Source organism: Rosistilla carotiformis (genome assembly GCF_007753095.1).
Lineage (GTDB): Bacteria > Planctomycetota > Planctomycetia > Pirellulales > Pirellulaceae > Rosistilla > Rosistilla carotiformis.
The window spans coordinates 6,072,323-6,096,327 of record NZ_CP036348.1; the positions used below are offsets into that span (position 1 = coordinate 6,072,323).

General features: G+C 54.4%; 26 protein-coding genes. 20 read left to right on the forward strand and 6 right to left on the reverse strand.

All coding sequences use genetic code 11. From position 1 onward, the window contains the following. The first annotated feature begins 29 nt into the window (after positions 1-29). From hisI to hemC, 4 genes are all read left to right on the forward strand, one after another. A complete protein-coding gene (hisI, locus tag Poly24_RS21980) occupies positions 30-443 on the forward strand; it encodes a phosphoribosyl-AMP cyclohydrolase (RefSeq protein WP_145100719.1) in 414 nt (137 codons plus the stop codon). Continuing rightward, the gene (locus Poly24_RS21985; protein ID WP_145100721.1) at positions 406-882 is read left to right on the forward strand and encodes a hypothetical protein; all 477 of its coding nucleotides are present in this window, start codon (positions 406-408) and stop codon (positions 880-882) included. The genes hisI and Poly24_RS21985 overlap by 38 nt, the downstream gene beginning before the upstream one ends. A gap of 140 nt (positions 883-1,022) precedes the next feature. Further along, positions 1,023-1,487, forward strand: coding sequence for a RidA family protein (locus Poly24_RS21990; protein WP_145100724.1), 465 nt, complete (start codon positions 1,023-1,025; stop codon positions 1,485-1,487). Between the two features lie 11 nt (positions 1,488-1,498). Further along, positions 1,499-2,425: a hydroxymethylbilane synthase gene (gene hemC, locus Poly24_RS21995; RefSeq protein WP_145100727.1), complete on the forward strand. Its 927-nt coding sequence runs from the start codon at positions 1,499-1,501 to the stop codon at positions 2,423-2,425. Positions 2,426-2,475: 50 nt separating this feature from the next. Here the strand turns inward: hemC and Poly24_RS22000 are convergent, their stop codons facing one another. Further along, complete coding sequence (locus Poly24_RS22000; protein WP_231753283.1) at positions 2,476-4,047, reverse strand: integron integrase; 1,572 nt, start codon at positions 4,045-4,047, stop codon at positions 2,476-2,478. A 1,496-nt stretch (positions 4,048-5,543) separates the two neighbouring features. Here Poly24_RS22000 and Poly24_RS22005 point away from each other — a divergent pair. From Poly24_RS22005 to Poly24_RS22015, 3 genes are all read left to right on the forward strand, one after another. Further along, positions 5,544-6,086 (forward strand): type II secretion system protein GspG, encoded by a 543-nt coding sequence (locus Poly24_RS22005; protein WP_197452093.1) that lies wholly within the window; start codon positions 5,544-5,546, stop codon positions 6,084-6,086. Between the two features lie 317 nt (positions 6,087-6,403). Beyond that, positions 6,404-6,628: a hypothetical protein gene (locus Poly24_RS22010; RefSeq protein ID WP_145100733.1), complete on the forward strand. Its 225-nt coding sequence runs from the start codon at positions 6,404-6,406 to the stop codon at positions 6,626-6,628. Between the two features lie 1,219 nt (positions 6,629-7,847). Then, a complete protein-coding gene (locus Poly24_RS22015) occupies positions 7,848-8,264 on the forward strand; it encodes a hypothetical protein (RefSeq protein ID WP_145100736.1) in 417 nt (138 codons plus the stop codon). A 22-nt stretch (positions 8,265-8,286) separates the two neighbouring features. Here the strand turns inward: Poly24_RS22015 and Poly24_RS22020 are convergent, their stop codons facing one another. After that, positions 8,287-8,475, reverse strand: coding sequence for a hypothetical protein (locus Poly24_RS22020; RefSeq protein ID WP_145100739.1), 189 nt, complete (start codon positions 8,473-8,475; stop codon positions 8,287-8,289). 15 nt (positions 8,476-8,490) lie between these two features. On the opposite strand from Poly24_RS22020, the gene Poly24_RS22025 reads away from it, so the two are divergent. From Poly24_RS22025 to Poly24_RS22050, 6 genes are all read left to right on the forward strand, one after another. Continuing rightward, positions 8,491-8,709: a hypothetical protein gene (locus Poly24_RS22025; RefSeq protein ID WP_145100742.1), complete on the forward strand. Its 219-nt coding sequence runs from the start codon at positions 8,491-8,493 to the stop codon at positions 8,707-8,709. Continuing rightward, a complete protein-coding gene (locus tag Poly24_RS27890; RefSeq protein WP_145100744.1) occupies positions 8,706-9,005 on the forward strand; it encodes a type II toxin-antitoxin system RelE/ParE family toxin in 300 nt (99 codons plus the stop codon). The genes Poly24_RS22025 and Poly24_RS27890 overlap by 4 nt, the downstream gene beginning before the upstream one ends. A 94-nt stretch (positions 9,006-9,099) precedes the next feature. Next, the gene (locus Poly24_RS22035; RefSeq protein WP_145100747.1) at positions 9,100-9,726 is read left to right on the forward strand and encodes a hypothetical protein; all 627 of its coding nucleotides are present in this window, start codon (positions 9,100-9,102) and stop codon (positions 9,724-9,726) included. A 107-nt stretch (positions 9,727-9,833) separates the two neighbouring features. Beyond that, on the forward strand, positions 9,834-10,223 hold the full coding sequence (locus Poly24_RS22040; RefSeq protein WP_145100750.1) for a YybH family protein: 390 nt from the start codon (positions 9,834-9,836) through the stop codon (positions 10,221-10,223). Positions 10,224-10,262: 39 nt separating this feature from the next. Beyond that, entirely contained in the window at positions 10,263-11,195 is a 933-nt protein-coding gene (locus tag Poly24_RS22045; protein ID WP_231753284.1) for a hypothetical protein, read from the forward strand. Between the two features lie 144 nt (positions 11,196-11,339). Then, positions 11,340-11,609: a hypothetical protein gene (locus tag Poly24_RS22050; protein ID WP_145100756.1), complete on the forward strand. Its 270-nt coding sequence runs from the start codon at positions 11,340-11,342 to the stop codon at positions 11,607-11,609. A gap of 9 nt (positions 11,610-11,618) precedes the next feature. Here Poly24_RS22050 and Poly24_RS22055 read toward each other — a convergent pair whose 3' ends face one another. Both Poly24_RS22055 and Poly24_RS27520 read right to left on the reverse strand, forming a co-directional pair. Next, positions 11,619-12,455 carry an IS3 family transposase gene (locus tag Poly24_RS22055; RefSeq protein ID WP_231753175.1) on the reverse strand — a complete coding sequence of 279 codons (837 nt, stop codon included), beginning with the start codon at positions 12,453-12,455 and terminating at the stop codon, positions 11,619-11,621. 53 nt (positions 12,456-12,508) lie between these two features. Then, the gene (locus Poly24_RS27520; RefSeq protein ID WP_231753174.1) at positions 12,509-12,790 is read right to left on the reverse strand and encodes a transposase; all 282 of its coding nucleotides are present in this window, start codon (positions 12,788-12,790) and stop codon (positions 12,509-12,511) included. A gap of 319 nt (positions 12,791-13,109) precedes the next feature. Between Poly24_RS27520 and Poly24_RS22060 the strand changes: the two genes are divergently transcribed. The 4 genes from Poly24_RS22060 to Poly24_RS22075 all read left to right on the forward strand — a co-directional run bounded on the left by Poly24_RS22060 (position 13,110) and on the right by Poly24_RS22075 (position 16,004). Beyond that, the gene (locus tag Poly24_RS22060; RefSeq protein WP_145100759.1) at positions 13,110-13,817 is read left to right on the forward strand and encodes an alpha/beta hydrolase-fold protein; all 708 of its coding nucleotides are present in this window, start codon (positions 13,110-13,112) and stop codon (positions 13,815-13,817) included. A 103-nt stretch (positions 13,818-13,920) separates the two neighbouring features. Next, positions 13,921-14,406 carry a hypothetical protein gene (locus tag Poly24_RS22065; RefSeq protein ID WP_145100763.1) on the forward strand — a complete coding sequence of 162 codons (486 nt, stop codon included), beginning with the start codon at positions 13,921-13,923 and terminating at the stop codon, positions 14,404-14,406. Positions 14,407-14,504: 98 nt separating this feature from the next. Continuing rightward, a complete protein-coding gene (locus Poly24_RS22070; protein WP_145100766.1) occupies positions 14,505-14,834 on the forward strand; it encodes a hypothetical protein in 330 nt (109 codons plus the stop codon). Positions 14,835-15,212: 378 nt separating this feature from the next. Continuing rightward, the gene (locus Poly24_RS22075) at positions 15,213-16,004 is read left to right on the forward strand and encodes an SGNH/GDSL hydrolase family protein (RefSeq protein WP_197452095.1); all 792 of its coding nucleotides are present in this window, start codon (positions 15,213-15,215) and stop codon (positions 16,002-16,004) included. Between the two features lie 628 nt (positions 16,005-16,632). Here the strand turns inward: Poly24_RS22075 and tnpC are convergent. Beyond that, positions 16,633-18,027, reverse strand: coding sequence for an IS66 family transposase (gene tnpC / locus Poly24_RS22080; RefSeq protein WP_145088894.1), 1,395 nt, complete (start codon positions 18,025-18,027; stop codon positions 16,633-16,635). Between the two features lie 1,005 nt (positions 18,028-19,032). On the opposite strand from tnpC, the gene Poly24_RS22085 reads away from it, so the two are divergent. The 3 genes from Poly24_RS22085 to Poly24_RS22095 all read left to right on the forward strand — a co-directional run bounded on the left by Poly24_RS22085 (position 19,033) and on the right by Poly24_RS22095 (position 23,314). Beyond that, on the forward strand, positions 19,033-20,031 hold the full coding sequence (locus Poly24_RS22085) for an MBL fold metallo-hydrolase (protein WP_145100774.1): 999 nt from the start codon (positions 19,033-19,035) through the stop codon (positions 20,029-20,031). A gap of 505 nt (positions 20,032-20,536) precedes the next feature. After that, a complete protein-coding gene (locus Poly24_RS22090; protein ID WP_145100777.1) occupies positions 20,537-22,195 on the forward strand; it encodes an arylsulfatase in 1,659 nt (552 codons plus the stop codon). Between the two features lie 96 nt (positions 22,196-22,291). Beyond that, positions 22,292-23,314, forward strand: a complete 1,023-nt coding sequence (locus Poly24_RS22095) for an HAD family hydrolase (protein WP_145100780.1) — start codon at positions 22,292-22,294, stop codon at positions 23,312-23,314. 161 nt (positions 23,315-23,475) lie between these two features. Here Poly24_RS22095 and Poly24_RS22100 read toward each other — a convergent pair whose 3' ends face one another. Further along, on the reverse strand, positions 23,476-24,003 hold the full coding sequence (locus Poly24_RS22100) for a C40 family peptidase (protein WP_231753285.1): 528 nt from the start codon (positions 24,001-24,003) through the stop codon (positions 23,476-23,478). Between the last annotated feature and the right edge of the window lie 2 nt (positions 24,004-24,005).

The window sequence follows — 24,005 nt, forward strand, 5'->3', positions numbered from 1 at the left end:
TGCTTGCGATCCCTGCTCGAGGAACTCCAATGACCGACGCCCCCGCCATCCCTGACTTCTCGCGCGGCGTCGATGGCCTGCTGCCAGCAATCGCTCAGGATGCTGACAGCGGCCGCGTCTTGATGCTCGCCTGGATGAATCCCCAGGCGTGGCAAGAGACGCTTGAGACGGGGCAAGCGACCTACTGGAGTCGCAGCCGCGGCCAGTTGTGGCGCAAAGGAGAGACCAGCGGTCATCGTCAACGCGTGACCGAGATCCGCGTCGACTGCGATGCCGATACGATTCTGTTGAGCGTCGAGCAGACGGGAGCCGCCTGTCACGACGGCTTTGCCAGCTGTTTCTATCGCGCGATTCAAACCGATGGCACGGCGAAGGTCGCCGATTCACGCTTGGTGGACCCCAACGATGTTTACGGAAAAGGCAGCGACGCACCCTCCGCGTGATCGCACCAGCAACGACAACCCCGCCGCGCGACGCGTACGGTTTGTCGTCGCCGTGGCGGCGATCGGTTTGTTGAACCTAAGCTTCACGGCAATGGTCGCTTATAATGGCGATGCGTCGGCGACAAAGGCCAGCCTGCTGTTCCTGGGACATCTCGCCCTGCAAGCGATTCTGATCATCCAGCTGGCGAAATTGCTGTATCGCCAACACGGAGTCCGCCAGTTGCGGTTTGGCGTTTCCGCCCTGATGATCCTGACAGCGATCTGCGCCCTGCCGATGGGCGTCGTTCGGATCGCGATGACCGGCGCCTCGGCAGCTCGCGCCGACTGGGCATTCTACTACGGTTTGACCTTGGTTTTCGCTCTCTTTCCGCTGTTGGTGGTCTGCGAAGCGGGATGGGTTTGGCGCGCGGCAGTTCGCAAACGACGGCAAAGTCGTTAAGCTGTTCGTCGTCCGAACGCGATTCCCAACCGCCAGCAAAAGCCCCCGCGATGGGCGTCGCTGCCCCACGGAAACGTTCCGACGAACTTCCCACCTATTTATCCAACCCCAAAAACTTCCCGACGATCTAGGAATCAACGATGAGTGCCGAAGCGAATTTGGAAAAACTGAACCTGGAACTTCCCCCAGCTCCCAAACCAGCTGGCGTCTACAAGCCTTGCGTCATCGTGGGCAACATGGCCTACCTGTCGGGACACGGTCCTCTGAAACCCGATGGCAACCTGATCGTCGGCCGACTGGGCGAAGACATGGATCTCGAAGCCGGTTATGCCGCGGCGCGTCAGGTCGGACTGACCCTGTTGGCATCGATCAAAGCCAATTTGGGCAGCTTGGATCGCGTAAAACGCGTGGTCAAAGCGCTGGCGCTGGTTCGCTGCACCGATGCGTTCGACCAACAGCCGGCTGTCGTCAACGGATTCAGCGAACTGTTCCGCGAAGTCTTTGGCGAAGAGTTTGGCGTTGGCGCTCGCAGTGCGATGGGAACCAACGCATTGCCTGGCGGCATCGCCGTTGAAATCGAAGTGATCCTCGAAATCGAAGCCTAAGGCGATATTTGATGACATCCGAAACTCCGCGCACCATCCGACTAGCAACTCGACAAAGTCCACTCGCTTTGTGGCAGGCGAATTGGGTCTCCGATCGCCTGACCGAAGCCGGACATCAGGTCGAGTTGATTCTATTGACGACGCGGGGTGATGTCGATCAACGCCCGATCGACGGCGCATCGGCTGTCGGCATGTTCACCAAAGGAATCCAACGTTCGGTGTTGGCGGAAGAATCCGATGTGGCGATCCACAGTTTGAAAGATCTTCCGACCGCGCCAACGCCCGGATTGACTCTGATCGCCACTCCGCCGCGCGCTCCGGTTCGCGACTGCTTGATCAGCCGTGGCGACAAGAAACTGGACGAACTGGCAGCGGGAGCGATCGTTGGCACGGGCAGCCGCCGCCGCGAGGCGCAGCTGCGCCACCTGCGTCCCGATCTCGAAGTCCGTTCGATCCGCGGCAATGTCGAAACGCGACTCGAAAAGCTCGATTCGGGCGAATACGACGCGATCATCCTGGCCGAAGCAGGCTTGCAGCGGCTGGAGATGCATACGCGGATCACCGAATCGTTATCGCCGGAGAAGATGCTGCCGGCCCCCGGGCAGGGTTCACTGGGAATCGAAATCCGCACCGACGACGGATTCTGCTGCACCGCTCTGGCGGCTCTGAACGACCCCGACACCCACGCGTCGGTCACCGCCGAACGGACGCTGATGCTAACGCTCGAAGGTGGCTGCCTGGCACCGATCGGCACCTACGGCCGAATCGTCTCGGGGCAACTGCACCTGGACGCCGTCGTCGTCTCCCGCGATGGCAAGCAACGACTCTACACCCACGGCGTCGCGCCACCCGAAGAAGCGATGACGCTCGCGCGACAACTGGCCGAAGAACTGCTGCAGCAAGGCGCTGCGGAAATCATCCAAGAGCAACGCGACTGAAACCTTTCCGGCTTCCTGCTGGCACCGGAATCCGCAGCGTTCGCTTCGTCTTATGGCCCCGAACCATGGTGCGCGTGCGAACCAGCGATCCGACCTAACCACCGCCAACGCCCAACCCAATTGCGAACCATTCTGGCCCGCAAGACCATCGATCGCTCAACACGCAAAAATGCAGACGGGGAACGTGCGAGGGATTCAACTTCCGCGACAGGACTCGTCTCGCCCGGTTCCGATAGGCCTACGCCGCTGGAAAGCGAAACAAGACCATCCGCCCCTGGAGGAGACGGTTCAGGCGGCGCGGCGACCGCGTTAGCAGGGGACAACCGATCTAACGGGCTGACCACAACAATGTCGCGACGATTGACAACATGCGTGTAGATCATCGTCGTTTTCAAATCGCTATGCCCCAGCAACTCCTGGATCGTGCGGATATCGGTTCCTTCCAACAGTAAATGCGTCGCGTACGAATGCCGAAACGTATGCGAAGTGATGGCTTTGGTGAGACCGGTTCGATCGACAGCTTGTCGCAATTGAGCGGGAAAGGTGTCGCGGTGCAGATGATGGCGGTGCCGCTGGCCGGTCAATGGGTCACGTGATAATCGCTCCGACGCGAAAAGGAACTGCCAACGCCATTCTTGTGCAGCCTTAGGATACTTCTTCGACAAAGCGTGCGGCAACCAGACCGAAGCAATCCCTTCTGCCACATCCTGCTCATGGACAATCCGCCGAGATCGGACCATCCGCTGCAACGGTTCGACCAAATGCCGCGGCATCGGCACGATCCGCGACTTGCCTCCCTTCGATTGATGGATCTCGATCAATGCGTTTGCAAAATCGAGATCCTTGATCCTCAGCCGAACTGCTTCGCTAATTCGCATCCCGCATCCGTACAACAACTTGGCAATCACCAACCCAACACCGTGCAACTCCCTCAAAACCGCTTCCACCTCTTCGCGGCTCATCACCGTAGGAATCTGCTTTCCCTTGTTCGCACGAATCGCTTGGATCCGACCGATCTCTCGATGAAAGACATGCTCAAAGAGAAATAGCAACGCGTGAAACGCTTGATTCTGCGTTGATGGCGCGACGTTCCCGTCGACCGCCAAATCCGTCAAATGCGCCTCTACATCCGCGCCACCAATCCGCTCGAAATCTTTGTGACAGCGCAAACCGCGGTCGTGCATGAAAGCCTTTAACTTTCCCACATAGGCCCGCTCGGTCGAATACTTTAAACCGTGCAACCGCAGCGTTCGCCGGTACTCTTGCAGCACGTCGGGCTCGCGCGGATCGATCCTGCCCACTAAGTCCTCTATCGTGGGAACCGCATCCGAATCGACCCGTTCGCGCACCACAATTTCCTGAAGCTTCGATCGAACAGCTAACAGATCACCAAGCGGACGCTCCTGCACCAGCTTTCGGTAGCTCATCAAACCTTCCACCAACTTCAAACGCTTCCAAGCGGGAGTCCCCTGTTCAAGCTTGCTACGCGAATACGCGATCACATCCTCCGCCGTGAATGCCCAATCCTCTTCAGGAGACCGATGATGGAAAGCGGCCATTTGCTTGAACCAAATCTTTGCCCATTTCAGTTCGTTTTCGGCCCGACTCGAACGTTCAAACATTGACATCTTTCTTATCCCCCGAAAAGCAGACCTGTTCAGCAAACTTCCTCAGCCCACTCCCTTCCATGCTGGGAAACCGACGCTATCGCCGTCCCAAAAGGCGCCGAACGTCAACCAACATGCCGCCCATCTCACATGTACGAACACGGTGTCCAAACAGTCGACGCTACCGCGTCCCAACGTCGCTGTCCACCTCTCCCCCCAATAATGCTGGCCTCCCACGTCCATGACATTCGAACGGTTGATCTCCATCGTCGCCTAAAGAAACCGTCGCGTGGCGCTGCCATCGGCGCTTTAATGACTGTGTGCAGGAGAACTACAGGTTTCGTCCACTTCACTATCGTTGGCCCCCGACACGAAACCAGCGCTCGCATGAAAGCGACCCTGTCGCCCCACTTCACGTCACTCTCACCAACGACCCCAAAACTGGGTGCGACTTGCTAGAGACTGAACTCGAGTAAACCACAAACGCACCCAATTCGAGGCGTCTACGAGGCAGCCACGCCACCTCAACGAGCCGCACACAACACCCCCCACAGGATTGCTCGGTTTTCCTTGACATCCCGAAACCGAATTGCAAGAATACGGATCAAAGAGTGATTCGCACCATGTGCAAACATCGAACTAGCGAGAATGGACGTTGTCCACCCACGACACCGAAGGTCCACTCGGTGAGAACAACTCTAAATCGAGGCATTCATCCAACGGGCGCTTCGGGAACCGCCCCATACTGGTTATTCTCACCTCGAATGACGTTCAGAAATCGAGAACACACCTCTCCCTCAACTTCTCGCCGCTCAAACCGGTGAGAAATACGTTCTGTCGCTTTCTTCCCATCGTCGCATGAATCTACTCTCACGTTTCCGATACCGTCTGCGCACGGCACTAGTTGCATGTGTTTGCATCGCTATGGGTTGTGCATACATTGGCCACCACTCGCGTGTTCGGATCAAGGAGGAACGCATTATCAGCTCGTTTCAGAATGAGCACCTATTGAGCATCGTCATCTACGAGCCGGACGTCACTGTCGAATGTTCCTCTGGCGCTTTCATACACGCTTACCGAGAATGGACTGGCCCCGCTTGGCTCGAACGTCCAGCTCGACGAACGGGGCTACCCATTTATGATCGTATTGTTCGTGTCCTTGTAACGAGCGAACTGTACGATCTTGGTATTGATGAACCATCAGAGCAATCGCTGTATGCTCTTGGCGATCTCGCGTGCTTGAGATTTTTGGATTTTGACGGGTTACCAATAAGCGATACTTGCGTTCAACAATTGCAAACTAAACTATCCGACTGTACGATCACACGGACGAGGACTCCTTGAGCATTCATCATCGCATGATTTATTTGCTCGGCGTGTCATGCTCGAATTTATAAGACAGAACCATCGGTTACAACGGAGTGGCGGTGGTCGCCGTTTTGGCGATGGCTGAATCGTTCGCCGCCACCCGCTGAACCGTGACGTTACCCGACAGATAGAACGCACACGTCTTGCGATTTTCACTGCGACATCTTCTGTTGCTCGCCCCTGCCTGGATCACTGCATACTACATCGCGCCGTTCGCGACGTTGGGCCAGCAACGCATTACGTATATCCACTCCGTTGCGGCAGATGCGGCACATGACGTTTGGGAAATCAGATTTTGGGCCGAAACGGAGATGGCAGGCGACCCTACGATGCCATATTCCGATTACAACACAGGTCGGCTTTGGGGGGAGGCGGGCGTACGGCTCGATCCGTGGGGAAACGAATACCAGCTTGTCGAGCTGAATCGCGATGGAATTTATGGCTCACGCTCTCCATTCCACGTGTATTCCTTTGGCGCCGACGGAATCTCAAAGTCTGACGGCAACGACGCTGACGACATCAGCTCCTGGGGCTACGGATTTAAACGTTACTACAAATCAATGCTCGTCGCTAAGCAGGTCGAAAAGAATATCTGGCGCACGCTCTGGATTACGCCCGTAATCTACATTGGATTCTTGTGTGTCTCGCGACTATTGCGCACGTATACTGAGCAAGCGGACGGGTAACCATGTGATGCAACGGAGGACGGGTGGTCAGTTTTCTCGTCTGCTTGCAAGTCTTTCGCCCGTCCCCGCTGATCACCAACGTTATTTGAGCAAAACCTACCTGAGCGGAAACAATGCTCGCCCCGCGTCCGCTACTGATAGCCGTTTGATTTCGTTATCTCCGACAACGCTTCGACTCACGAAATATTGCAACCAACTGTTTACCACTGCAATTCATTGAGGGAACCGGGACCGACCAAAAAACCGACTCGCATTGGGACCTGAACGCCAGGGAACGATCTGCGTGTGCCCACTTGAACGCTTGCGATATTCCGGCAATGAACGAATGCTTCGCTTACACGTTTGGCGATTCTGCTGCTCGATGCCGACTCAATTTGCTTTCGTCACTTCAGTCCAAGATCGCATTCAACCAGATACTCGATTTGCAACAGACGCTCGCGATATCATCGTTCGATCGGGTGCTGGAACTGATCGGTCTCGAAAAACAAAACTCAAATAACCAACGGATGCACCAGAGTGTCGGTGGCCACGGTTGGTGGTAGCTAGACCGTCCAGTGCCGCCACCTGGTGATCCGAAACGTTACCCGACTGAAGCACTCGCGACGTGATGAACCATACGGAACAAAGATCGTCACTTCGAGGCTGGCTGACACTATCGGTAGCCTCGCCACTGTATCTGACCACATTTGTCGGCATCTTAACCATAATTGGGCTGCCCGGAATTGTGGTTCACGGACTGTTCATGGGCGTACCTGTGATAGCCATCGCTATCTTCACGTCCGCTGGTATCCTACAAATGCGTGACTGTGTTTCGCCCGTTCCTGCTTCGCGGGCGTTCCTCCTCTCGCTACCGGCGTCGGCGATAGCGATCGTTTTGTTGCACTCTCCTTTAACCTTTCGCCTCGACTTCCAACGCTTTGCCCTGCTCTCTGGTTGCCTCGGGCTCGCCTCACTTCTTGCTGGCGTGGCGATTTTTGCGTACGCTGAAATTCTGCGAGACCAATTCCCACCGTCGGGGCTCCGGCGAACGGATTCCGCATAAATTTGAAATCACAAAACCGGGTAACCAAGGGTTGTTGCGGAGCCGGTCTTGCAAGCGTTTCGGCAATGGAAAATCAACTGTCCCGGCCCGCAAAACCCAAACGTTCCCCGACAGAAATGAGGCTCACCACTGGACGCGGTGTTCGCAACTCTGACGCTACTATTTCCACCGATACTTGCAATCGTCATTCGCAGCAGGGGGCGTGCCATACTATACGGAACGGTCGCTGTTTGGACTCTGATGGTTGCGGGCGCTCAATACAATCTTGCGACTGATCCGGAATACAGCAGCTTCGCGCCGGGCATGGCAATTGTGGTCGGTTGGCTCCCTGGGTTAGTGTACTCGGGACTGTGTGTCTCGATTGTTGCCATTGCATCTGCGATCTCGCGTCGAAATGCCAACGCGACGCCTGAACGATGACTCGATGTGGAGGTGCTGGCTATTGTTACACACGTTATAATTGTGCCGTCGTCGATCACTTGGTTGACGTCAACGCCCGCGGGAAAAGCGGGGAACCATCCGATGCAACCGAGCGGCGAAGTCGGGCGTTTTGAAGTGGATGATCAACCGTCGCCGCCGGTTGATCGGTAACGTTCGTCTCACTAAGCCCTAACATCGAATCGAGATGCATCCTGATGTATGGAAACTGTTTCCGAATTTTCCTTCTTGCGCTTTCGATTATTTGCATGCAGGGGTGCAATGACGTTGCGAACCTCAAGATGGAACTTGATGGATCGCGTGACACAACGTTCGCATTCTGGGCTCGTTTACAACGAATTCAGTACGATGAAAATCCAGAGATCGTCAGACGGTTCGAAGCTTTGATGACTGCACTCTTGAGCGGCGAACGCGTTCCAGAAAAATTTTCAAGTATCGCTTCAAAGCATTCCCATGTAATTGAACAGCTAAACGGAATAGATGCTAACGGCGTCGATCCAGTCGCGACTGTTTATCGAGATCGACTTGTAGCGTCGCACCTAGCGTTGGCTAATCTGGTGCAAGATGGCGATTTCATCCAGGACCAGGATTCCAGGAAGTTCGCGATGAAGAATTACATTGAGACTTGGAATGATCGTTACAAAGTAATGAGTGATCTGAAGGAAAAATTCAACTGGGATTTCGACGTTGTCGAATAGCAGACTCGCGGCTACTTGCTGATCAACGCTCCTGCCGCAAGATGCGACGAACCATCGGTTGCAACGGAGCGGCGGTGGTTCGCGTTTCGGGAGTGGCGGAGTCTTTCGCCGCCGCCCCTTGAACCGAAACGTTAGCCGGAATCAATAGCACGCGATGAACGCGGCTTCTGACCGGAATCGACACGCCAAACTCTTCGAGGTAGAATAGCACGCAAGGAGAATCGCGATGTCACACACTGCTGAACCCGCAAAAACCGCTGCTAAGGCCATTCTTGATGCGCTGCCTGACGATGCGTCGTGGGAAGACGTGCAATACCACCTCTACGTCCGCCAGCAAATTGACGCAGGCTTGGAGGACGATGCAACTGGCCGGCTTATTGACACCGATGAGATGCGAAGACGCCTAGCTGAACACAAGGCTCAACGCGGAAAGGTTGCTGGTTGAAAGTTCGCTGGACAGAACGTGCATCTATGGATGCACTCGGAATCTACGACTACATTGCTGCCCAATCGCAAACGTACGCGGATTCCGTTTACGCGAGGATTCTTGCGCGTCCCGATCAACTACAGCGATTCCCGGACTCTGGCTCGATAGTTCCCGAATACAACCGCACTGACGTTCGCGAACTATTTGTTCATTCCTTTCGTCTCATCTATCGAATTGACGGTGACGAGGTGCGTGTACTCACTGTCATTCATGGCAGTCGACGGCTTTCACCAGAGATCCCAGACGGCGGATAACCATCGGTTGCAACGGAGTGGCGGTGGCTAGCTCTTTCGTCTGCTTGCGTGTCGTTTACCGCCACCCGTTGAACCGTACCGTTACCCGACAGAAATGATGGACGCCTATTGGTTTGAAACGCTACTCGCTTCAGACGACCCAGGGTCGCACTGGTGGGCTGCATGCCAACTGATGAACGCGGGCGTTGAGGGGTTGCCGCATCTCCCGCAATTGCTCGATTTGCGCGATCGCCTTGACCTGCCCTCGCAAACCGATACCCGTGAACGTGGGTTCGTGCTCTACGCAACACGGTCTACTGGCACGATACTAAATGCTGCTGGATTTGACCACGACGATCAACTGCATGTTCGCGGTTGCCGATGGATAAACTCCGTTACTGACTGTGATGACATCGACATCGCTGCCATCGGGATCTGGGCGATTGGTGATCTCGGCACGCCTCCCCAATCGACAGTTGACCGACTACTCAATTGCGTGCAACATGACGACCGATTTGATCCGTCAGGCCTGCATTCCCTTCGCTCAATTGCATTTCGCATGCTGGCACGCGTTGATCGCGCACTTGCGTCCAACCTTACTGACACACTCGCTTGCAACGAATACGCTTCCGCAATGTCCGCGTGGATCGCTGCTGCAAAAGCGCGTCCCGCCGGTCACTATGACCACGGCCCTGAACTCAAAGCCAAGCCCGCTTGGTTGCTTGCCCACAATGGCGGGTAACCATCCCGTGCACCGGAGCCGGGCTTGCGAGCGATTTGGCAATGGTTAACTTTTCACTCCCGGCCCGGTGACGGGCAACGTTCGTCGCTCAAGCGAGATCCAAACGCATGACAGATGACTCTGCGATTCGTGAACTTCAACGAACCTGGTTTCGTGCCACCGAGGACGGTGACATCGCCACAATCAGTGGACTGATGACCGACGATATTGTGTTCCTGACACCGGGAAGACCGCCGTTTGGACGGCAAGAGTTCATTGAGTCGTTCCAGGGCATGATCGACCACGTTGCCATGCATTGTAACGGGGAGTACGAGGAAATCATCGTGACTGGAGACTTCGCTTATGCCAGGGCTCGGCTTGAAATCATCGTGACGCCAAAAAGCGGCGGTATCCCAAAACATCTATCGGGAAACACTTTGTCAATTCTTCGGCGATCCACTGACGGCAAATGGAAACTGTGTCGCGATGCGAACCTGCTGACGCCAAAGAGCAACTGAAACAAACGAAGACGCGACGAACCAAAAAATGCACCCGAATTGCCGATCGGGCGTTACCTCAAATCAAAGTCATTTGGCGGCAACCGGGTGATTTTGGTCGTTCGTCAAAACTCGGCATTTTCTATGGTCAGTACATTAAAGTCTCGGCTTTCTCGCTCATTGTTGGGATTAACCGGCAAGTCGCTACCAACCGTAGCTGACAAGCACATGGATGCGTTCCCCGTTCATTTCACCAGTCCACCGACCAAGCCGGGATGCGTCATAGCGTTGGAAGCTTGGTTGGATGCCGGCAATCAGTTGCTTGGTGCACGATGGGATTTTGCGAACAACTATGACGGTCGTCCTACATGGCCAAACTTTAAGAACGAGTGGAGAGAAGCAGTTGCCGCTGAACAAAAAGCATACGACAAACTCAATCTTTGCATTGAGGGCATGTCGTTTTTCTCGAAAACGCCACGAGTCACCCTCCTGCGTATTATTGACACTCGACGCGCTTTGGACGCGGATGAGCAAACCCTATTCAACGACAAATGGAACCAACTTCGCGGATCGCTCGCTACGAGCCTTGTTCTGGCGACTGAAGCTGCTCACAAGGATGTTCGACCCTGGGGCGATTCGGGACATTCTCCAGTTCACCGGCGCGGGGCATCCGGACATCTCGCCTGCCATGATTGCAAATATACGCTCTACATCGGCAAGGTGATGCACGGTCCCGATGACAGGCCAGACGGGTTTGGCCACGGTAATTTTGCGCCGCAAGATCTTTCAAAACTGATTGAGGCATTCATTGCAATTCATCTTCCACATCGCATCGAAATTATTCCAGAACAGGATTTTGACCTACGCGACTGGACTGGGTACGATGCACTTAGGCCAATGCCCACCGTTACTACAGCAATAGCGAAGGCCCGTTTGATAACGGTGGGTCCAATTAAATTGCGCATCGAACCGTTTGAAGATCCACTAACGTAGCCGGTACAATCAAATGCGGACGAACAAAAAGATGCACCCGAGTTGCCGATCGGGCGTTCCCTTTAACCAAAGTCTCTTGGCGGCAACCGGGTGATTTTAGGCGTTCGATCAAAGTACTGAACCACGCATCGCACACCTGACTACATGCTCGATCAACTTGAATCTGAAGTCTTCTCCGCTATTCGCGACCAATTGGGTATCGCTACTCCGATTTCTTTGCTGCTAGGAACTTCCGAAATTGAACGGGTCCACAGTGGCGTTGGACGTTTCAAGAATTTTTCAATGAACAACGATGCGTTTCGAGTGGTCAGAGACGTCGCAGGAAAGCGAGTTGTCGATGATCCGTATATCGAAAGCCCAGATTGGAGCACGGCGCGTGTGGGATGCCCCAGTTTTCTGCACCAGGCGTTATGAAAGATTGGGTTAGGAAACAGGGGTGGGTGATTCGCAGTGCTGCTGGAGTGAGGCCGTAGGCCGAACGGAAGCAGCACTGCGATGCGCGAACTCTGATGGGGTTAGATAGCCAAGCGAACTGTGCGGGCGCTGGGTGTTGAAGTCCTCCCGCCAAGCTCGTGCTTTCATCCGTGTGTCGTCTTCATTGATCAAATCCGTTTGATGCAGATACTCGTCACGAAGCCGGCTGTTGAAACTCTCGCAGACACCGTTCTGCCATGGCGAGCCAGGTTCGATGTAAAGGATCTCAACGCCAATCTTTGCCAGCCATTGCTTGATCGCTGTCGAGATGAACTCGGGGCCGTTATCGCAACGAAGTCGTTTCGGAACGCCGTGCATTGCAAACAGCTCAGCCAGCGTGTCGATCGCATCTTCGCTCGTGATACTGCGGCCGACCTTGATCGTCAGGCATTGCCGCGTGTACTCATCGACGATGTTCAAGAAGCGAATCGTTCGTCCATCAAGTGTCGACGATTGCACGAAATCCCAGCTCCAAACATCGTGAACAAAACCTGCCGCTTGAACGTCGCATGCATTGCCTCGGACGCCAGTAGCACGCTTTTTGCGACGCTTTTGTGGCACCTTCAGCCCCGATGCTCTCCAAAGCCGATACATTTTTTTCCTGTTAATAGTCTCACCGTCGCGGCGAAGAAGTTGGCAGATACGTCGATACCCCCAGCGAGGACGCTCGCGAACAAAGTGAAGAATTCGCTTCGTCAGTCGCTCGTCTTCGTCTTTGGGTTTCCCCTCAAATCGCTGGCTCGATCGCGGTTGGTCGAGCACGCGGCAGGCACGTCGTTGCGACACAGCGAACTTCTGTTGAAGCTCTGCTACTGCCGCGCGTCGCGATCGAGGGGTCGTCAGTTTCCCTTGGTGATTTCCTTCAGCATCGAAATATCCAAAGCTTGGTCGGCCACAATCTTCTTGAGTCGGTTGTTCTCCTCCTCAAGTGCCCTAAGACGCTTGGCCTCTTCGCTCTTCATGCCGCCATACTGGCTCCGCCAGCGGCTCAGCGTGGCCTCGCTAACTTCCAGTGCTTGGAGAACCTCACCCACGCTCTTGTCGGCGGCAAGCATGGCATCCGCGTCACGCAGCTTCTTGATGATCTGTTCGGGTGAATGTCGTCGTCGTTTCTTGCTCATGGAAAATCCTTTGCCGGAATTGGCTCTAGACTTTCATAACACCTGGATCAGGTTTTGGGGAGCATTCCACGTGCAGCTTGCTATTCCTGGATTGGCCAGCGGACTGTACTCTGGAGTTTGCCGCGTTTGGCAACACGTTTCTCGAATCGCTGATCAATTATCGCTTATTGGACTTCCCCAGCATTCCTGAAGACTCAAAGAGCGAATAACCATGCCGTGCACCTGAGCGGCGAAGTCGGGCTTTTTTTTCAATGGTTAATTTCTCGTCGTCGCCAGGTGACGGCCAACGCTATGCGTCTTGGTGGAGGCCTCAATCAGAATGCTTTGCCGACATGAGCGACTACCTTTCGACAAATCCACACGCCGTGTGAGCCTGTTCTCGCTAAAGAACCGTGGAGAGCCCGATGATGTTGTCGTCTATTGCTCAGACGGCCAAAGCATTGGGGCGTTCGCTCAACAATTCTTTAACGCATTTGGAGCTGACTGCTTTTGGTTCGTCGGGGTAGATTGCTCGACCGAACACCGTAATGCGGAATACGTGATCGGTCGAGACGACTCCATTTTCGAGATGCATGAATGCTTTTTTGTAAACACGGTTGTGGATTGGGCAACTAAAGCGATTGGTATACAACATTCGCGCGGTCAATCAGCTGTTTTCGGATATTCATGCGGTGGAGCGTTTGCCGCTTCGATTGGAATACGGCATCCAGATGTTTATGGAACCATTTTTGCTTTCTCGATTGCGGGTAGGCCAATCACAAATTTTGACGCTAAGCCGGAGGCAGATTTGTCGGAGCTAAGTTTTTGCTTTCGGTCCGGATCACGAGAACCGAAGGGGATGCGTAGCTACATGAAGCGTCTCGAAAATTGGCTTCGTTCTGCCGATGTTCAGGTTAACAACAAGACGCTTGCTGGTGGACACGAATTTGCGCTTTGGTCTGCTGGATTAAACGAATCAATTTCAGCCGCGTACGAGTTGACGCATAACAACGCGGTGAACCACAGCCGCCGACAGCGTGGTTTTTGAAATCATAGTTTCTTGGCGGCGACTCGGTTACCGACAGCGTTATCCGACTGCAATCCACTCACAAAACTTGGCCTAGATTTTGCGTTTCACTCTTACGCACTGCTTGACCGCCATTCTGATTCTCGCGGTCGGCATGGGCATGTACGCGAACCATATGCGCCACCAGCGCGAAGTTCATTCTCTCCGTCAGTCAATCAACGATTCGCGTGGTATTCTACACGCAATCGAATATGGTCGTGCGAATCTTCAACTAATCGGGATAAATCCCGACGTATGGGATGACCGAGATTGCTCCAAGTTCTTGAAGCACGAACTTGCGGTCGCGATACTTGAGCATTGGCGGGACCAAGACGCGATTGACCACATCATTGGAACGCCCGGCTACGCGTTGGACTTCGCCTCAGATGCGCTTTCGTTCTTTAACTGTAAATCCGCACATGATTTCGCAAAGATATGTCGCAACCAGCTTTCGGTCTACCCAAGCGACGAATTGCGGCACTCGGTCGCAATGCTCTCCGATGCCGAAATTGCGTCACTTGATACATTCATTCGTGCTGCGACGTCATTGCAGTCCAAAGCCGGCGGATAACCATGGCATTCACACGGAGTGGGGCTTGCGGCCGAGTTTGAAATGGACAACTTTACTCTCCCCGCTCGGTGATCACCTCCGTTGCGCGGAATTAAAACATGTCTGATTCCGAGGAATACATCCCGCTCTCAGAACGTCTACAGCAGGACGTATGGCACGACAACTTCGTGCCTAAATACTCCGCACTCGCATCGGCAAAGCCAAGTAAACTCGTCTTGATTGGCGTCTGGTTAATCTTTGCTCCGATGGCATTGCTCTCCCTTATTCCTCCTGTACTGTGGATACTGTCGGGCGCGACGGATGAAGAACGAGCCATTGTGTTGATCCTGGTCTTCATGCTCGCTTCCGTAATCCTATATGCTCAGACGAAGCGTTACCGGATCGCTAAATTGCATCCGGACACCGAAGACGAAGATACCGGGCCATAATCCAGGTGAAGGCGAAACAAAGCTGTTACGACAACGCGGATAGTTGTCAAATCCGCGCCGTTGTTCTCAATACCGACATGGCTGACACCGGGATGAGAGAGGGCGACATCAAAACGCTATTCGATGAACAGTGAGTGGAGCGTTTCCAGCAATTCCTGGGACTGACTCGAGAGAAGAAGGCTGCGGATGTCGTCAGGCCTTCAATTCAGCGTAAAGATACGACGCATGTTAATGACGTCACATTGAAATCAGCTGCAAATCAATCAGATTAACCATACAATATTGGCGTGCACGCGGAGCATGGCTTGCAAGCTTCCACAAATCGAGCGTCACCTCTCCGCACCCGCTGACGACTGCCGTAACCCGATTCAAAACATAATGAATGATCGACGTGAATTTCTCAGAAACAGTTTCGCTGCGGCGAGCATTGCAACCTTGGCTACCGGTGCAAGTGGCCAGGACCAGGAACCGGCCGTAAAACCCTCCGAGGTCGATGGGTATTGCTATCGATTGCCTAAGCTGAAACAAGGTTGCCGCTTACTATTCCAGGGTGATTCCATTACCGACATGCAATGGGGACGCAACGAAAAAGATCGGAATCACTACCTCGGCCACAGCTACGTTTTTCTGATTGCCGCTCGCCTTGGCGTTGACATGCCGGATGCCCAACTTGACATCTACAATCGTGGCATGAGTGGTCACAAGGTCGGTGACTTGCGTGGGCGTTGGAAGAAAGACGCGATCGACATGAAGCCTGATCTCCTCTGTATCCTCATCGGTGTCAATGATGTTGGAAAAAATCTCAATGGAGTCGATGTCAAAAGCTGGGAAGCTGACTATCGCTTCCTTCTTCACGCCAGCCGTGAAGCGAATCCAGAATTAAAATTGGTCTTGCTCGATCCTTTTGTCTTGCCTTCCGGTCGGCTATCTAACAGAGATTCTTACAAAAGATGGCGTGATCAGATCGAACGCCTGATCCCCATTGTCGTTCGGCTTTCAGAGGAATTCGATGCCGTGCACGTCAAGACTCAGGAAGTTTTCGACACGGCTGCCAAGGCGGGATCCCCTGGAAACTGGATATGGGACGGTGTTCATCCGCTGCCGCAAGGACATGAACTAATCGCTCGCAGTTGGCTGCACGAAGTCAGTCGGAATTGGGGCTCGAGTTGAAGAGGCATGTCACCGTCTCCACTTGCACAAAGATTACACAGCATGGTTTCTCACAGAGAGACTATCCACATCAGATACCGGGAACAGCCCCCAATGCCCCCCTTCCACTAACTCAAATCTAACGGCGACTCGATAGATTGCTCGTGTACCCAGCGTCTTCCTACTGATCTGGGGTTTCTTTGTCGCTCGTACCTTTGGCGATGAGGGAGTCGCGACTAGGCCGCTCAACGCGAATGACAATATTGTTTTCGCAACGATGGCCGTCGGGATCGTGGGACTTCCCGTCGCCTGGCAATAAGAACTCACTGGAACGGTAATGACGGTCGCCGACCTGCTGATTGCTGCGGTTGTCAATTCGCGGGTGCTTCCTTCCCGGTATTATCATCGCCTTGCCTGCCGTCGTTTTCTTATCCAGTTGAAAAATGAGACGGCCGCGAAGTAGACCACGGCTAAAGATTCAGCTCGTTGCCGAGTAGCATACGGCAATGTCATGCCCCGGCAGAAATGCAGCTGAACAAACGTGTCAACCATAGCGGCCCCCGAAGGTCGTTATCAATCCAAGGATCTAGCAATGTACGCTCCGCCTCCTTGGGTATTGTTATTGATGCCCTATTCCGTTTGTACTTGTTTACCGGGCCGTGATGGGTAATGGCAGTGCCAGCGGCGTAGGGCTGAGCAGTTGATGGCGGATGAAGTCGAACGGGTCGGCCAGTCGTTGCTTGCAGGTTTGCATCACACTCATGATTCGGGATTGTGCCAACGCTCCGGACTCGGTTCGATTTCCGCCCCAGACTTTCCGATTCACCACGGCGGGACGAATCGCTTGCTCGCCTCGCCAGTTCGTCGCATCCGCACCGGGATGCCGAAGAAAGGTGTACAGGTCATGTAAGTGCTTCTCGAGGAACTTTGCGAATCGTTCATTGGCCCTGTGGGTCTTCCGATGGCGGACCAAGTCCCACATCTGCATTGTCAATCTTCCTGCCATCACCTTCATGCCATGAACGCCCACTTCATCTCGCCGAAAGCGATTGCGAAATTCAAAACCTCGCAACAACAACTTCTTCACGCCGCGCGGAAACGCCAACGCAACACCCGTCCCGCTTTCGATCAGCGATTCACATCGCCGAAGCAGGTGCGCGAAGCATTGTTGATGAGTCGCCGAAGTGAATTTGTCGTAGACCGCCCAGCCATCGTGTCCGAAGATTCCAGACCAATCCATCCCCAGCAGTCGTTTTGCCGGTCCGATGCTTCGCGTCGGGTCCACCTCGTAGCACGTGGCCGTCAGCCCGACGAAGGCGTGTAGCCAAGCCCCACGTCCATCCACTCGCCAGCCCGTTTCATCACCTACGACCTGCGGTGAACCTCGCACGGCATCACGAACTTGTTGGTCAGCCTGCTCGAGTCGATCCGCCGTGCGAAGCATACTGCGACAACTGGTGCTCCGACTGACGTGGATTTCAAAGAGCATTTCCAGCAGGCGTTTGACTTTGCCATGACTGAGCCCGAGTTCTTTGTTGAGCAGCGTCATCGCGGCGTGGACATTCGGGCCAAGTTGAGCGGCGGCAGCGCCCACGGCGCCGGAAGTTTGCAATTCGTGTCGGCTCTGAACATGGCTTCCGCATCCACTGCAACGGCCAGCGTCAATATTGAATTGTCGGTTGATGACGGTGCGAGGGATCTCGGTTTGGAATTGGACGAGAGTTTCGGTTTTCGTCAGTTCCTTGTGACCGCAATCGGGGCAGCATGCGGGCAGCGGAACATCGTAGGTCTCGTCGATCACCTCAGGCACGGCTCGGCGATGGTGATTGCCGTGATCCTCGCCACTCTTGCGTCCCGGTTTCTTCGGATCGGATTTTCGTTTCTTGCGAAAGGGAGCCGCTTGGCGTTTACCTTCGCGTTCAACCTTTTCGAGACGTGCAGTCAATATTTCGATCTGCTTGACCAGCATTTCATTGATCGCCTGCTGTTGCTCAAGTAACGTCTTGCAGTCGGGACAATCGGTCGTAATCTTGGGGACATTCATGACCCGCGAATTTTGATCGATTTACCCTGTTTTCGACAACACCAGTTTTTGCCCCGGTAAACAAGTACTTCCGTTTTTGGCCCCAAGGCCAGCCTACTAATGGGAGGCTTCCATGTTGCTGTGATTTTCGCGTCTATATTTTCTGTGGTTCGCTATCTTACACGTCGTACTTCGAGACCATCCGCGTATTTCGTGTTCGGACCAGCGGCATATTTCGCGTCGACGCTGGCTTGCAATTTGCATCTGCTGTTATGGGCGAGCGTCTTTGACTAATTTGCATTGCATACTGCCTTTGCGAATTCACTGAGACCATCACCGAGAATACTGGACCCTGGCTTGCATTGCCCCAGTGAACGTGCGAACCATGCGACAGTGACGGGAGGACGGAGGCCACGTTCCTGGCTGCTTGCAAGTCAACTCTCCCGTCCGCACACCGGTACCGTTATCCGGATGCGCGGTCTCAAACGGATGGCGAAACCGAACGCGAATCAAGGTATATTTAAGCTTCTGGAACGATGATCGAGTCGGCCAAGGTCGCACGCATATTCTGTGTAAATTCATCGCTGTTCCGGTCACACGCTCGATCGAATTGCCAATGGGATGTCTCGCAATGACTAGCCGCCGCAAAGCCCCGGACGCGAAGTACTACTATTATATTGACATCGACTTGTACTCACGGCAGATCCTTAGCTGGCAATCTGACACACAAAACAACATTGACTTTGGCGAACTGACCAACGGTTGCTACCGCGTGTTTCTGACCAAGGGGCAATACAACAAACTCGTGAAGCATCTTGACACACCCCGTTCGTGATTACTGCTTGGTGGATGCTTATGGTGGCGGCTGGCGTTCGCTCCATGTAGGCGATGCTCTAGAGGACGCCGTCCGAAGCAGATCAACCGATAAACTTCAATTTACCAAAATAGCAGTGACCACGGTTGATGGTAGCTAGACTGTCCAGTGCCACCACTTGGTGATCCTCACCGTTAGATGAAACGAGAGCCATGGCGATTATACATCAAGTCCTCGGCAGTCCCGGTCGCGACAATGCACTTCTTGTGCGTGTCGAATCTGGACAGCGAGTCACGCGTCTATTGTTTGATTGCGGTGACGGCTGTGCATCAGATCTGTCGCTATCTGAAATCCAAGCGATCGACCATCTTTTCTTTTCACACTGCCACATGGATCATATCGGAGGCTTTGATTCATTCTTTCGCTGCACCTTCCATCGCAGTTCAAAAGAGAACAGGATCTGGGGGCCGCCTAGCACTTCGTCGATTCTACATCATCGATTTCAAGGATTCCTATGGAATCTCGCAGGTGAAATGAGTTCAACATGGACCGTCAACGACATCTGGCCTAGTGAGATCAGGCGTTACCGGTATCAGCTATCGGAGTCGTTTAAAGAACAGCACAATGCTGGAGTCCACGCGAGATCGGAAGTTGTCCTCGATGATGACGATTTCACCGTTTCGGCGATTCCGTTGTCACATCACGGCCCTTGCCTTGGCTATTTGGTGCGTGAAAAACCGAGTATCAACGTCTCTACCGAACGCCTCGCTGCAATGGGCATCCGCCCGGGCCCATGGATGAAAGATCTAAAGACCGACGCAGTAGCGACCGACGTCACTATCGATGGAAAGACGTACGCACTCTCCGATTTGCGGTCAGAGCTCCTGACAGAAACTCATGGAGACTCCATAGCGTATTTAACGGACTTTTTGCTGGATCAGGAGGCATTTCAGCGGCTTTCATCCGTCCTCGCGGACTGTGATGTCGTTGTGTGCGAAGCTCAGTATCGCCACGCGGACGTGGAACTGGCAAAACGGAACCATCACACGACGGTCAGGCAGGTAGCGGAGCTAGCTGCTGCTGCGAATTGCAGTCATCTCGTCCTATTCCACCTGTCGGATCGCTACACGAAGCCTCAATGGGTTGCAATGCTCGAAGAGAGTCGAGAATCATTCTCGCGGACCAGGTTCCCTGTAGAATGGAACCTCTAAGTCGACATCAAACGCACCAACAAACGGCGGCAAGCGTGCTGTCCGCTGCCATTTACTCTCCTAAACGCGATGTCCAGTTCGCCTCAATATGAATTTTTCATTTTCTCACTTGCTACAAATTCATAGCGAATGTCATCTTCAAACTAGGTCCGTGAGCGGTTTGGGACAACGGAATCCTACCAACGCCTGATGATCGAGCACGAACAGGGACTGCCCAACGCCTGAAGCACCAGTCGAAAACGGGGACACCTAGTTTTCCACGCCGAATTCTTTGACGTAAATTGTCCGTTAGCGGCGATGATTCGGACCTATCGTCGTGGCCGAATCTGCGAAATAAGTCGTGCTCCGCAGTCGGCAAGTTGAGTTTGTTTTGAGTCCTAGTCCATCGCGCCAACGCAGTGCCCAACGAACGTTCGGGGACGGAACCTCAATTCGAGTGCGACACTCTATTCTCTATTCTCTATTCCACTCCTCGCTCCCAAACGAAACAGAAAAGGAAGACCTTATGAAACGCACCCTACTAGCCGCGATTTGCGGCATCCTTACGGTCGCAATGGCGAGTGCTGCGGATAAACCAAACATCTTGTTCATCGTCTCCGACGACACCGGATACGGCGATCTCGGCCCCTATGGTGGTGGCGAGGGACGCGGCATGCCGACGCCGAACATCGATCGGTTGGCCCAAGAAGGGATGACCTTCTTCTCCTTCTATGCGCAACCAAGTTGCACACCCGGTCGTGCTGCGATGCAGACCGGCCGCATCCCGAACCGCAGCGGCATGACGACCGTCGCGTTTCAGGGACAAGGGGGCGGGCTTCCCGCCGCCGAATGGACCCTTGCCTCGGTGCTGAAGAAGGGTGGATACAAAACCTACTTCACCGGCAAGTGGCATCTTGGCGAAGCGGACTACGCGCTGCCAAACGCTCAGGGATACGATGTGATGGAACATTGCTTCCTGTATCACTGCAACGCTTACACCTATGGCGACCCCACTTGGTTCCCCGACATGGATCCGAAACTCCGGTCGATGTTCAACAAGGTCACCAAGGGATCGCTCTCGGGCAACGCTGGTGAGAAAGCCAAAGAAGACTTCAAAGTCAACGGCCAGTACGTCGACAAGCCAGGCGAAAGCGTCACCATCGAAGGAGTCAATTATCCCGATGGCGTCGTCGGAATTCCTTTTATGGATCAGTATGTCGAAGCGTCGGGCATCAAGTTTCTTGAGGAAGCGGCTAAGACCCCCGACGAACCATTTTTCATCAACGTCAACTTCATGAAGGTTCACCAACCGAACCTGCCAGCTCCCGAGTTCAAGCACAAATCGCTCTCGAAGTCGAAGTACGCCGACTCGGTCGTCGAGCTCGATACGCGGATCGGAAACATCACCGCCAAGCTCAAGGAACTCGGACTCGACAAGAATACGCTTGTCTTTTACACGACCGACAATGGTGCGTGGCAGGACGTTTACCCCGATGCCGGTTACACCCCGTTCCGTGGAACCAAGGGAACCGTGCGTGAAGGTGGTAACCGCGTTCCAGCGATCGCTGTATGGCCCGACAAGATCAAACCGGGTGTAAAGAATCACGACATCGTCGGTGGTTTGGACCTGATGGCTACCTTTGCTTCGGTAGCGGGCGTTGAATTGCCCGAGAAGGATCGCGAAGGCGAACCGATCTACTTCGACAGTTACGACATGACCCCAGTGCTAACCGGCAAGGGGAAGAGCGCGCGTGAAGCGTGGTTCTACTTCACCGAAGTCGAACTCACACCGGGTGCGGCTCGCGTCGGTAACTACAAGGCGTTGTTCAACATTCGCGGCGACGACGGCGCATCGACCGGCGGACTGGCCGTCGATACCAATCTGGGATGGAAGGGACCGGAAAAGTACGTCGCCGTCGTTCCTCAAGTGTTTGACCTCTGGGCGGATCCGCAGGAGCGTTACGACATCTTTATGAACAACTTCACCGAGCGAACTTGGACTCTCGTGACGATCAACGAGTCGATCAAAGAGCTGATGAAGACATACGTCAAGTATCCGCCGCGTAAGCTGCAGAGCGAAGTCTACACCGGCCCGATCACGCTTCCGCAATACCAACGGTTCCAGCATGTGAGAGACTCGCTGGAGAAGGAAGGCTTCTCGCTTCCATTGCCAACGGGCAACTGATCCAAGCGATATTGTCTGAACTGCAGGCCGCCCGTCCGCGGGCGGCTTTTGGCAACGTGAGCGATAACACCCTTTGATGAATACAAGACCAAGACGATGACACCAACCTCCCCGAAGCTCTGTTTTATTCATGCGATCGCGATCGTCTTGGCGCTGGCCAGTTCGTCATTGCATGCCGACGAACCACTGGCATCTTGGAACGATACGGCGACGAAGCAAGCGATCGTTGAATTCGTTGAGAGAGTCACGAACAACGACTTGCCAGATTACGTGGCTCCCGAAGATCGCATCGCGACGTTCGACAACGACGGCACGCTTTGGGGTGAGCACCCGATGTACACCCAGCTCGCCTTTGCGATCGACCGCGTCAAAGCGCTCGCACCGCAGCATCCCGAATGGAAGACCAAGCAGCCATTCAAAGCCGTGCTCGAGAACGACCTGCCGGCGCTCGCCGCCTCAGGCGAAAAAGGACTCCTCGAACTGGTGATGGTTTCGCACGCTGGCATCAGCACCGCAGAGTTCGAAGCGATCGTGAAGGACTGGCTCGAAACGGCGCGGCATCCGCGTTTTAAGAAGCGTTACACCGAGATGACATTTCAACCGATGCTGGAGCTGTTGGCCTATCTGCGTGCGAACGACTTCAAAACGTTCATCGTCTCCGGCGGCGGAGTCGAATTCATGCGGCCGATGACTCAGGCGGTCTACGGTATTCCGCCCGAACAAGTCGTTGGATCGTCGATCAAAACGCAATATGAGGTCAAAGACGGCAAGCCGATGCTGATGCGATTAGCCGAGATCGATTTCATCGACGACAAGACCGGCAAGCCCGTCGGCATCAACAAATTCATCGGCAAGCGTCCGATCGCGTCGTTCGGCAACTCCGCTGGAGACCGCGAGATGCTGCAGTGGACCGGTGCGGGCGATGGAGCGCGGCTGATGATGCTGGTCTTCCACGACGATGCCGAGCGTGAATATGCCTATGGTCCAGCGGATGGACTGCCCGACACCAAGTTCGGCACCTTCCCGCAGTCGCTGATGGACGAAGCCAATGAAAAGGGCTGGCATGTGATCAGCATGAAAAACGACTGGAAGTCGATCCACCCAGCGGACGCTGAGTAACCACAACGCTTCTTTGCGAAAAGAAAAAGAAGCCGCAGTAGCGGCGGCAGCAGGTAGCTTACGGCGTGAGCCGTAGGTGATGTGTTTGCCGCCTAAAACGTAAGCCCCGGCAGGGGCGACAGGTCCAAACGCTGTCGCCCCTGACCGGGACTTTTATTTTATTAGTGCGTGTGTGCTTCTTCCTTAAACTCTCCGGTGTACGGAGTGCCATCGATCACGCCGGTCATCGTGCCGGCATATTCTTGCACGACACCCAACTTCTCGTGCGTGCCGACAAAACGCGAAGCGGTTCCGTCGGGGTCGCCTTCTTGGGGCGATGGCTTCAGCGTGACTTGCATCTCGGGATCGACGATCGTCAGCTCGATCGATTCCGCAGCGATCGGGGCGGCGGTCTTTTCGTCGCCTCCCAAGACATAAACAGTCGCTTCGGTTTTGTCGTGGTCGACGGTGAATTCGACATGGAATTTGCCTCCGCCCCAATCGGCAATCGTTCCGTCGTGTGGGCCGACGCCGTGTCCGTGCCCGGACATGCTGTGGTCGGTTTCGGAATGATCGTGGCCATGGTCGTCGGTCGAACTCTCGGCGGTTGGGGTTGCGTCGCCGGTCGCTGTGTCGGCTGGTTTGCATCCCGTCAAACCAATCGCACCGGTTGCCAACAGTGCGGAGAGAATCCAGTTTGTAATCTTCATCG

Excerpts from the sequence above, each read along its gene's own strand:
- hisI (WP_145100719.1), top strand. The coding sequence starts at position 30 with ATGACCGACGCCCCCGCCATCCCTGACTTCTCGCGCGGCGTCGATGGC.
- Poly24_RS21985 (WP_145100721.1), top strand. The coding sequence starts at position 406 with ATGTTTACGGAAAAGGCAGCGACGCACCCTCCGCGTGATCGCACCAGC.
- Poly24_RS21990 (WP_145100724.1), top strand. The coding sequence starts at position 1,023 with ATGAGTGCCGAAGCGAATTTGGAAAAACTGAACCTGGAACTTCCCCCA.
- hemC (WP_145100727.1), top strand. The coding sequence starts at position 1,499 with ATGACATCCGAAACTCCGCGCACCATCCGACTAGCAACTCGACAAAGT.
- Poly24_RS22000 (WP_231753283.1), bottom strand. The coding sequence starts at position 4,047 with ATGTTTGAACGTTCGAGTCGGGCCGAAAACGAACTGAAATGGGCAAAG.
- Poly24_RS22010 (WP_145100733.1), top strand. The coding sequence starts at position 6,404 with ATGAACGAATGCTTCGCTTACACGTTTGGCGATTCTGCTGCTCGATGC.
- Poly24_RS22015 (WP_145100736.1), top strand. The coding sequence starts at position 7,848 with ATGGAACTTGATGGATCGCGTGACACAACGTTCGCATTCTGGGCTCGT.
- Poly24_RS22025 (WP_145100742.1), top strand. The coding sequence starts at position 8,491 with ATGTCACACACTGCTGAACCCGCAAAAACCGCTGCTAAGGCCATTCTT.
- Poly24_RS22035 (WP_145100747.1), top strand. The coding sequence starts at position 9,100 with ATGATGGACGCCTATTGGTTTGAAACGCTACTCGCTTCAGACGACCCA.
- Poly24_RS22040 (WP_145100750.1), top strand. The coding sequence starts at position 9,834 with ATGACAGATGACTCTGCGATTCGTGAACTTCAACGAACCTGGTTTCGT.
- Poly24_RS22050 (WP_145100756.1), top strand. The coding sequence starts at position 11,340 with ATGCTCGATCAACTTGAATCTGAAGTCTTCTCCGCTATTCGCGACCAA.
- Poly24_RS27520 (WP_231753174.1), bottom strand. The coding sequence starts at position 12,790 with ATGAGCAAGAAACGACGACGACATTCACCCGAACAGATCATCAAGAAG.
- Poly24_RS22060 (WP_145100759.1), top strand. The coding sequence starts at position 13,110 with ATGCTTTGCCGACATGAGCGACTACCTTTCGACAAATCCACACGCCGT.
- Poly24_RS22070 (WP_145100766.1), top strand. The coding sequence starts at position 14,505 with ATGTCTGATTCCGAGGAATACATCCCGCTCTCAGAACGTCTACAGCAG.
- Poly24_RS22075 (WP_197452095.1), top strand. The coding sequence starts at position 15,213 with ATGAATGATCGACGTGAATTTCTCAGAAACAGTTTCGCTGCGGCGAGC.
- tnpC (WP_145088894.1), bottom strand. The coding sequence starts at position 18,027 with ATGAATGTCCCCAAGATTACGACCGATTGTCCCGACTGCAAGACGTTA.
- Poly24_RS22085 (WP_145100774.1), top strand. The coding sequence starts at position 19,033 with ATGGCGATTATACATCAAGTCCTCGGCAGTCCCGGTCGCGACAATGCA.
- Poly24_RS22090 (WP_145100777.1), top strand. The coding sequence starts at position 20,537 with ATGAAACGCACCCTACTAGCCGCGATTTGCGGCATCCTTACGGTCGCA.
- Poly24_RS22095 (WP_145100780.1), top strand. The coding sequence starts at position 22,292 with ATGACACCAACCTCCCCGAAGCTCTGTTTTATTCATGCGATCGCGATC.
- Poly24_RS22100 (WP_231753285.1), bottom strand. The coding sequence starts at position 24,003 with ATGAAGATTACAAACTGGATTCTCTCCGCACTGTTGGCAACCGGTGCG.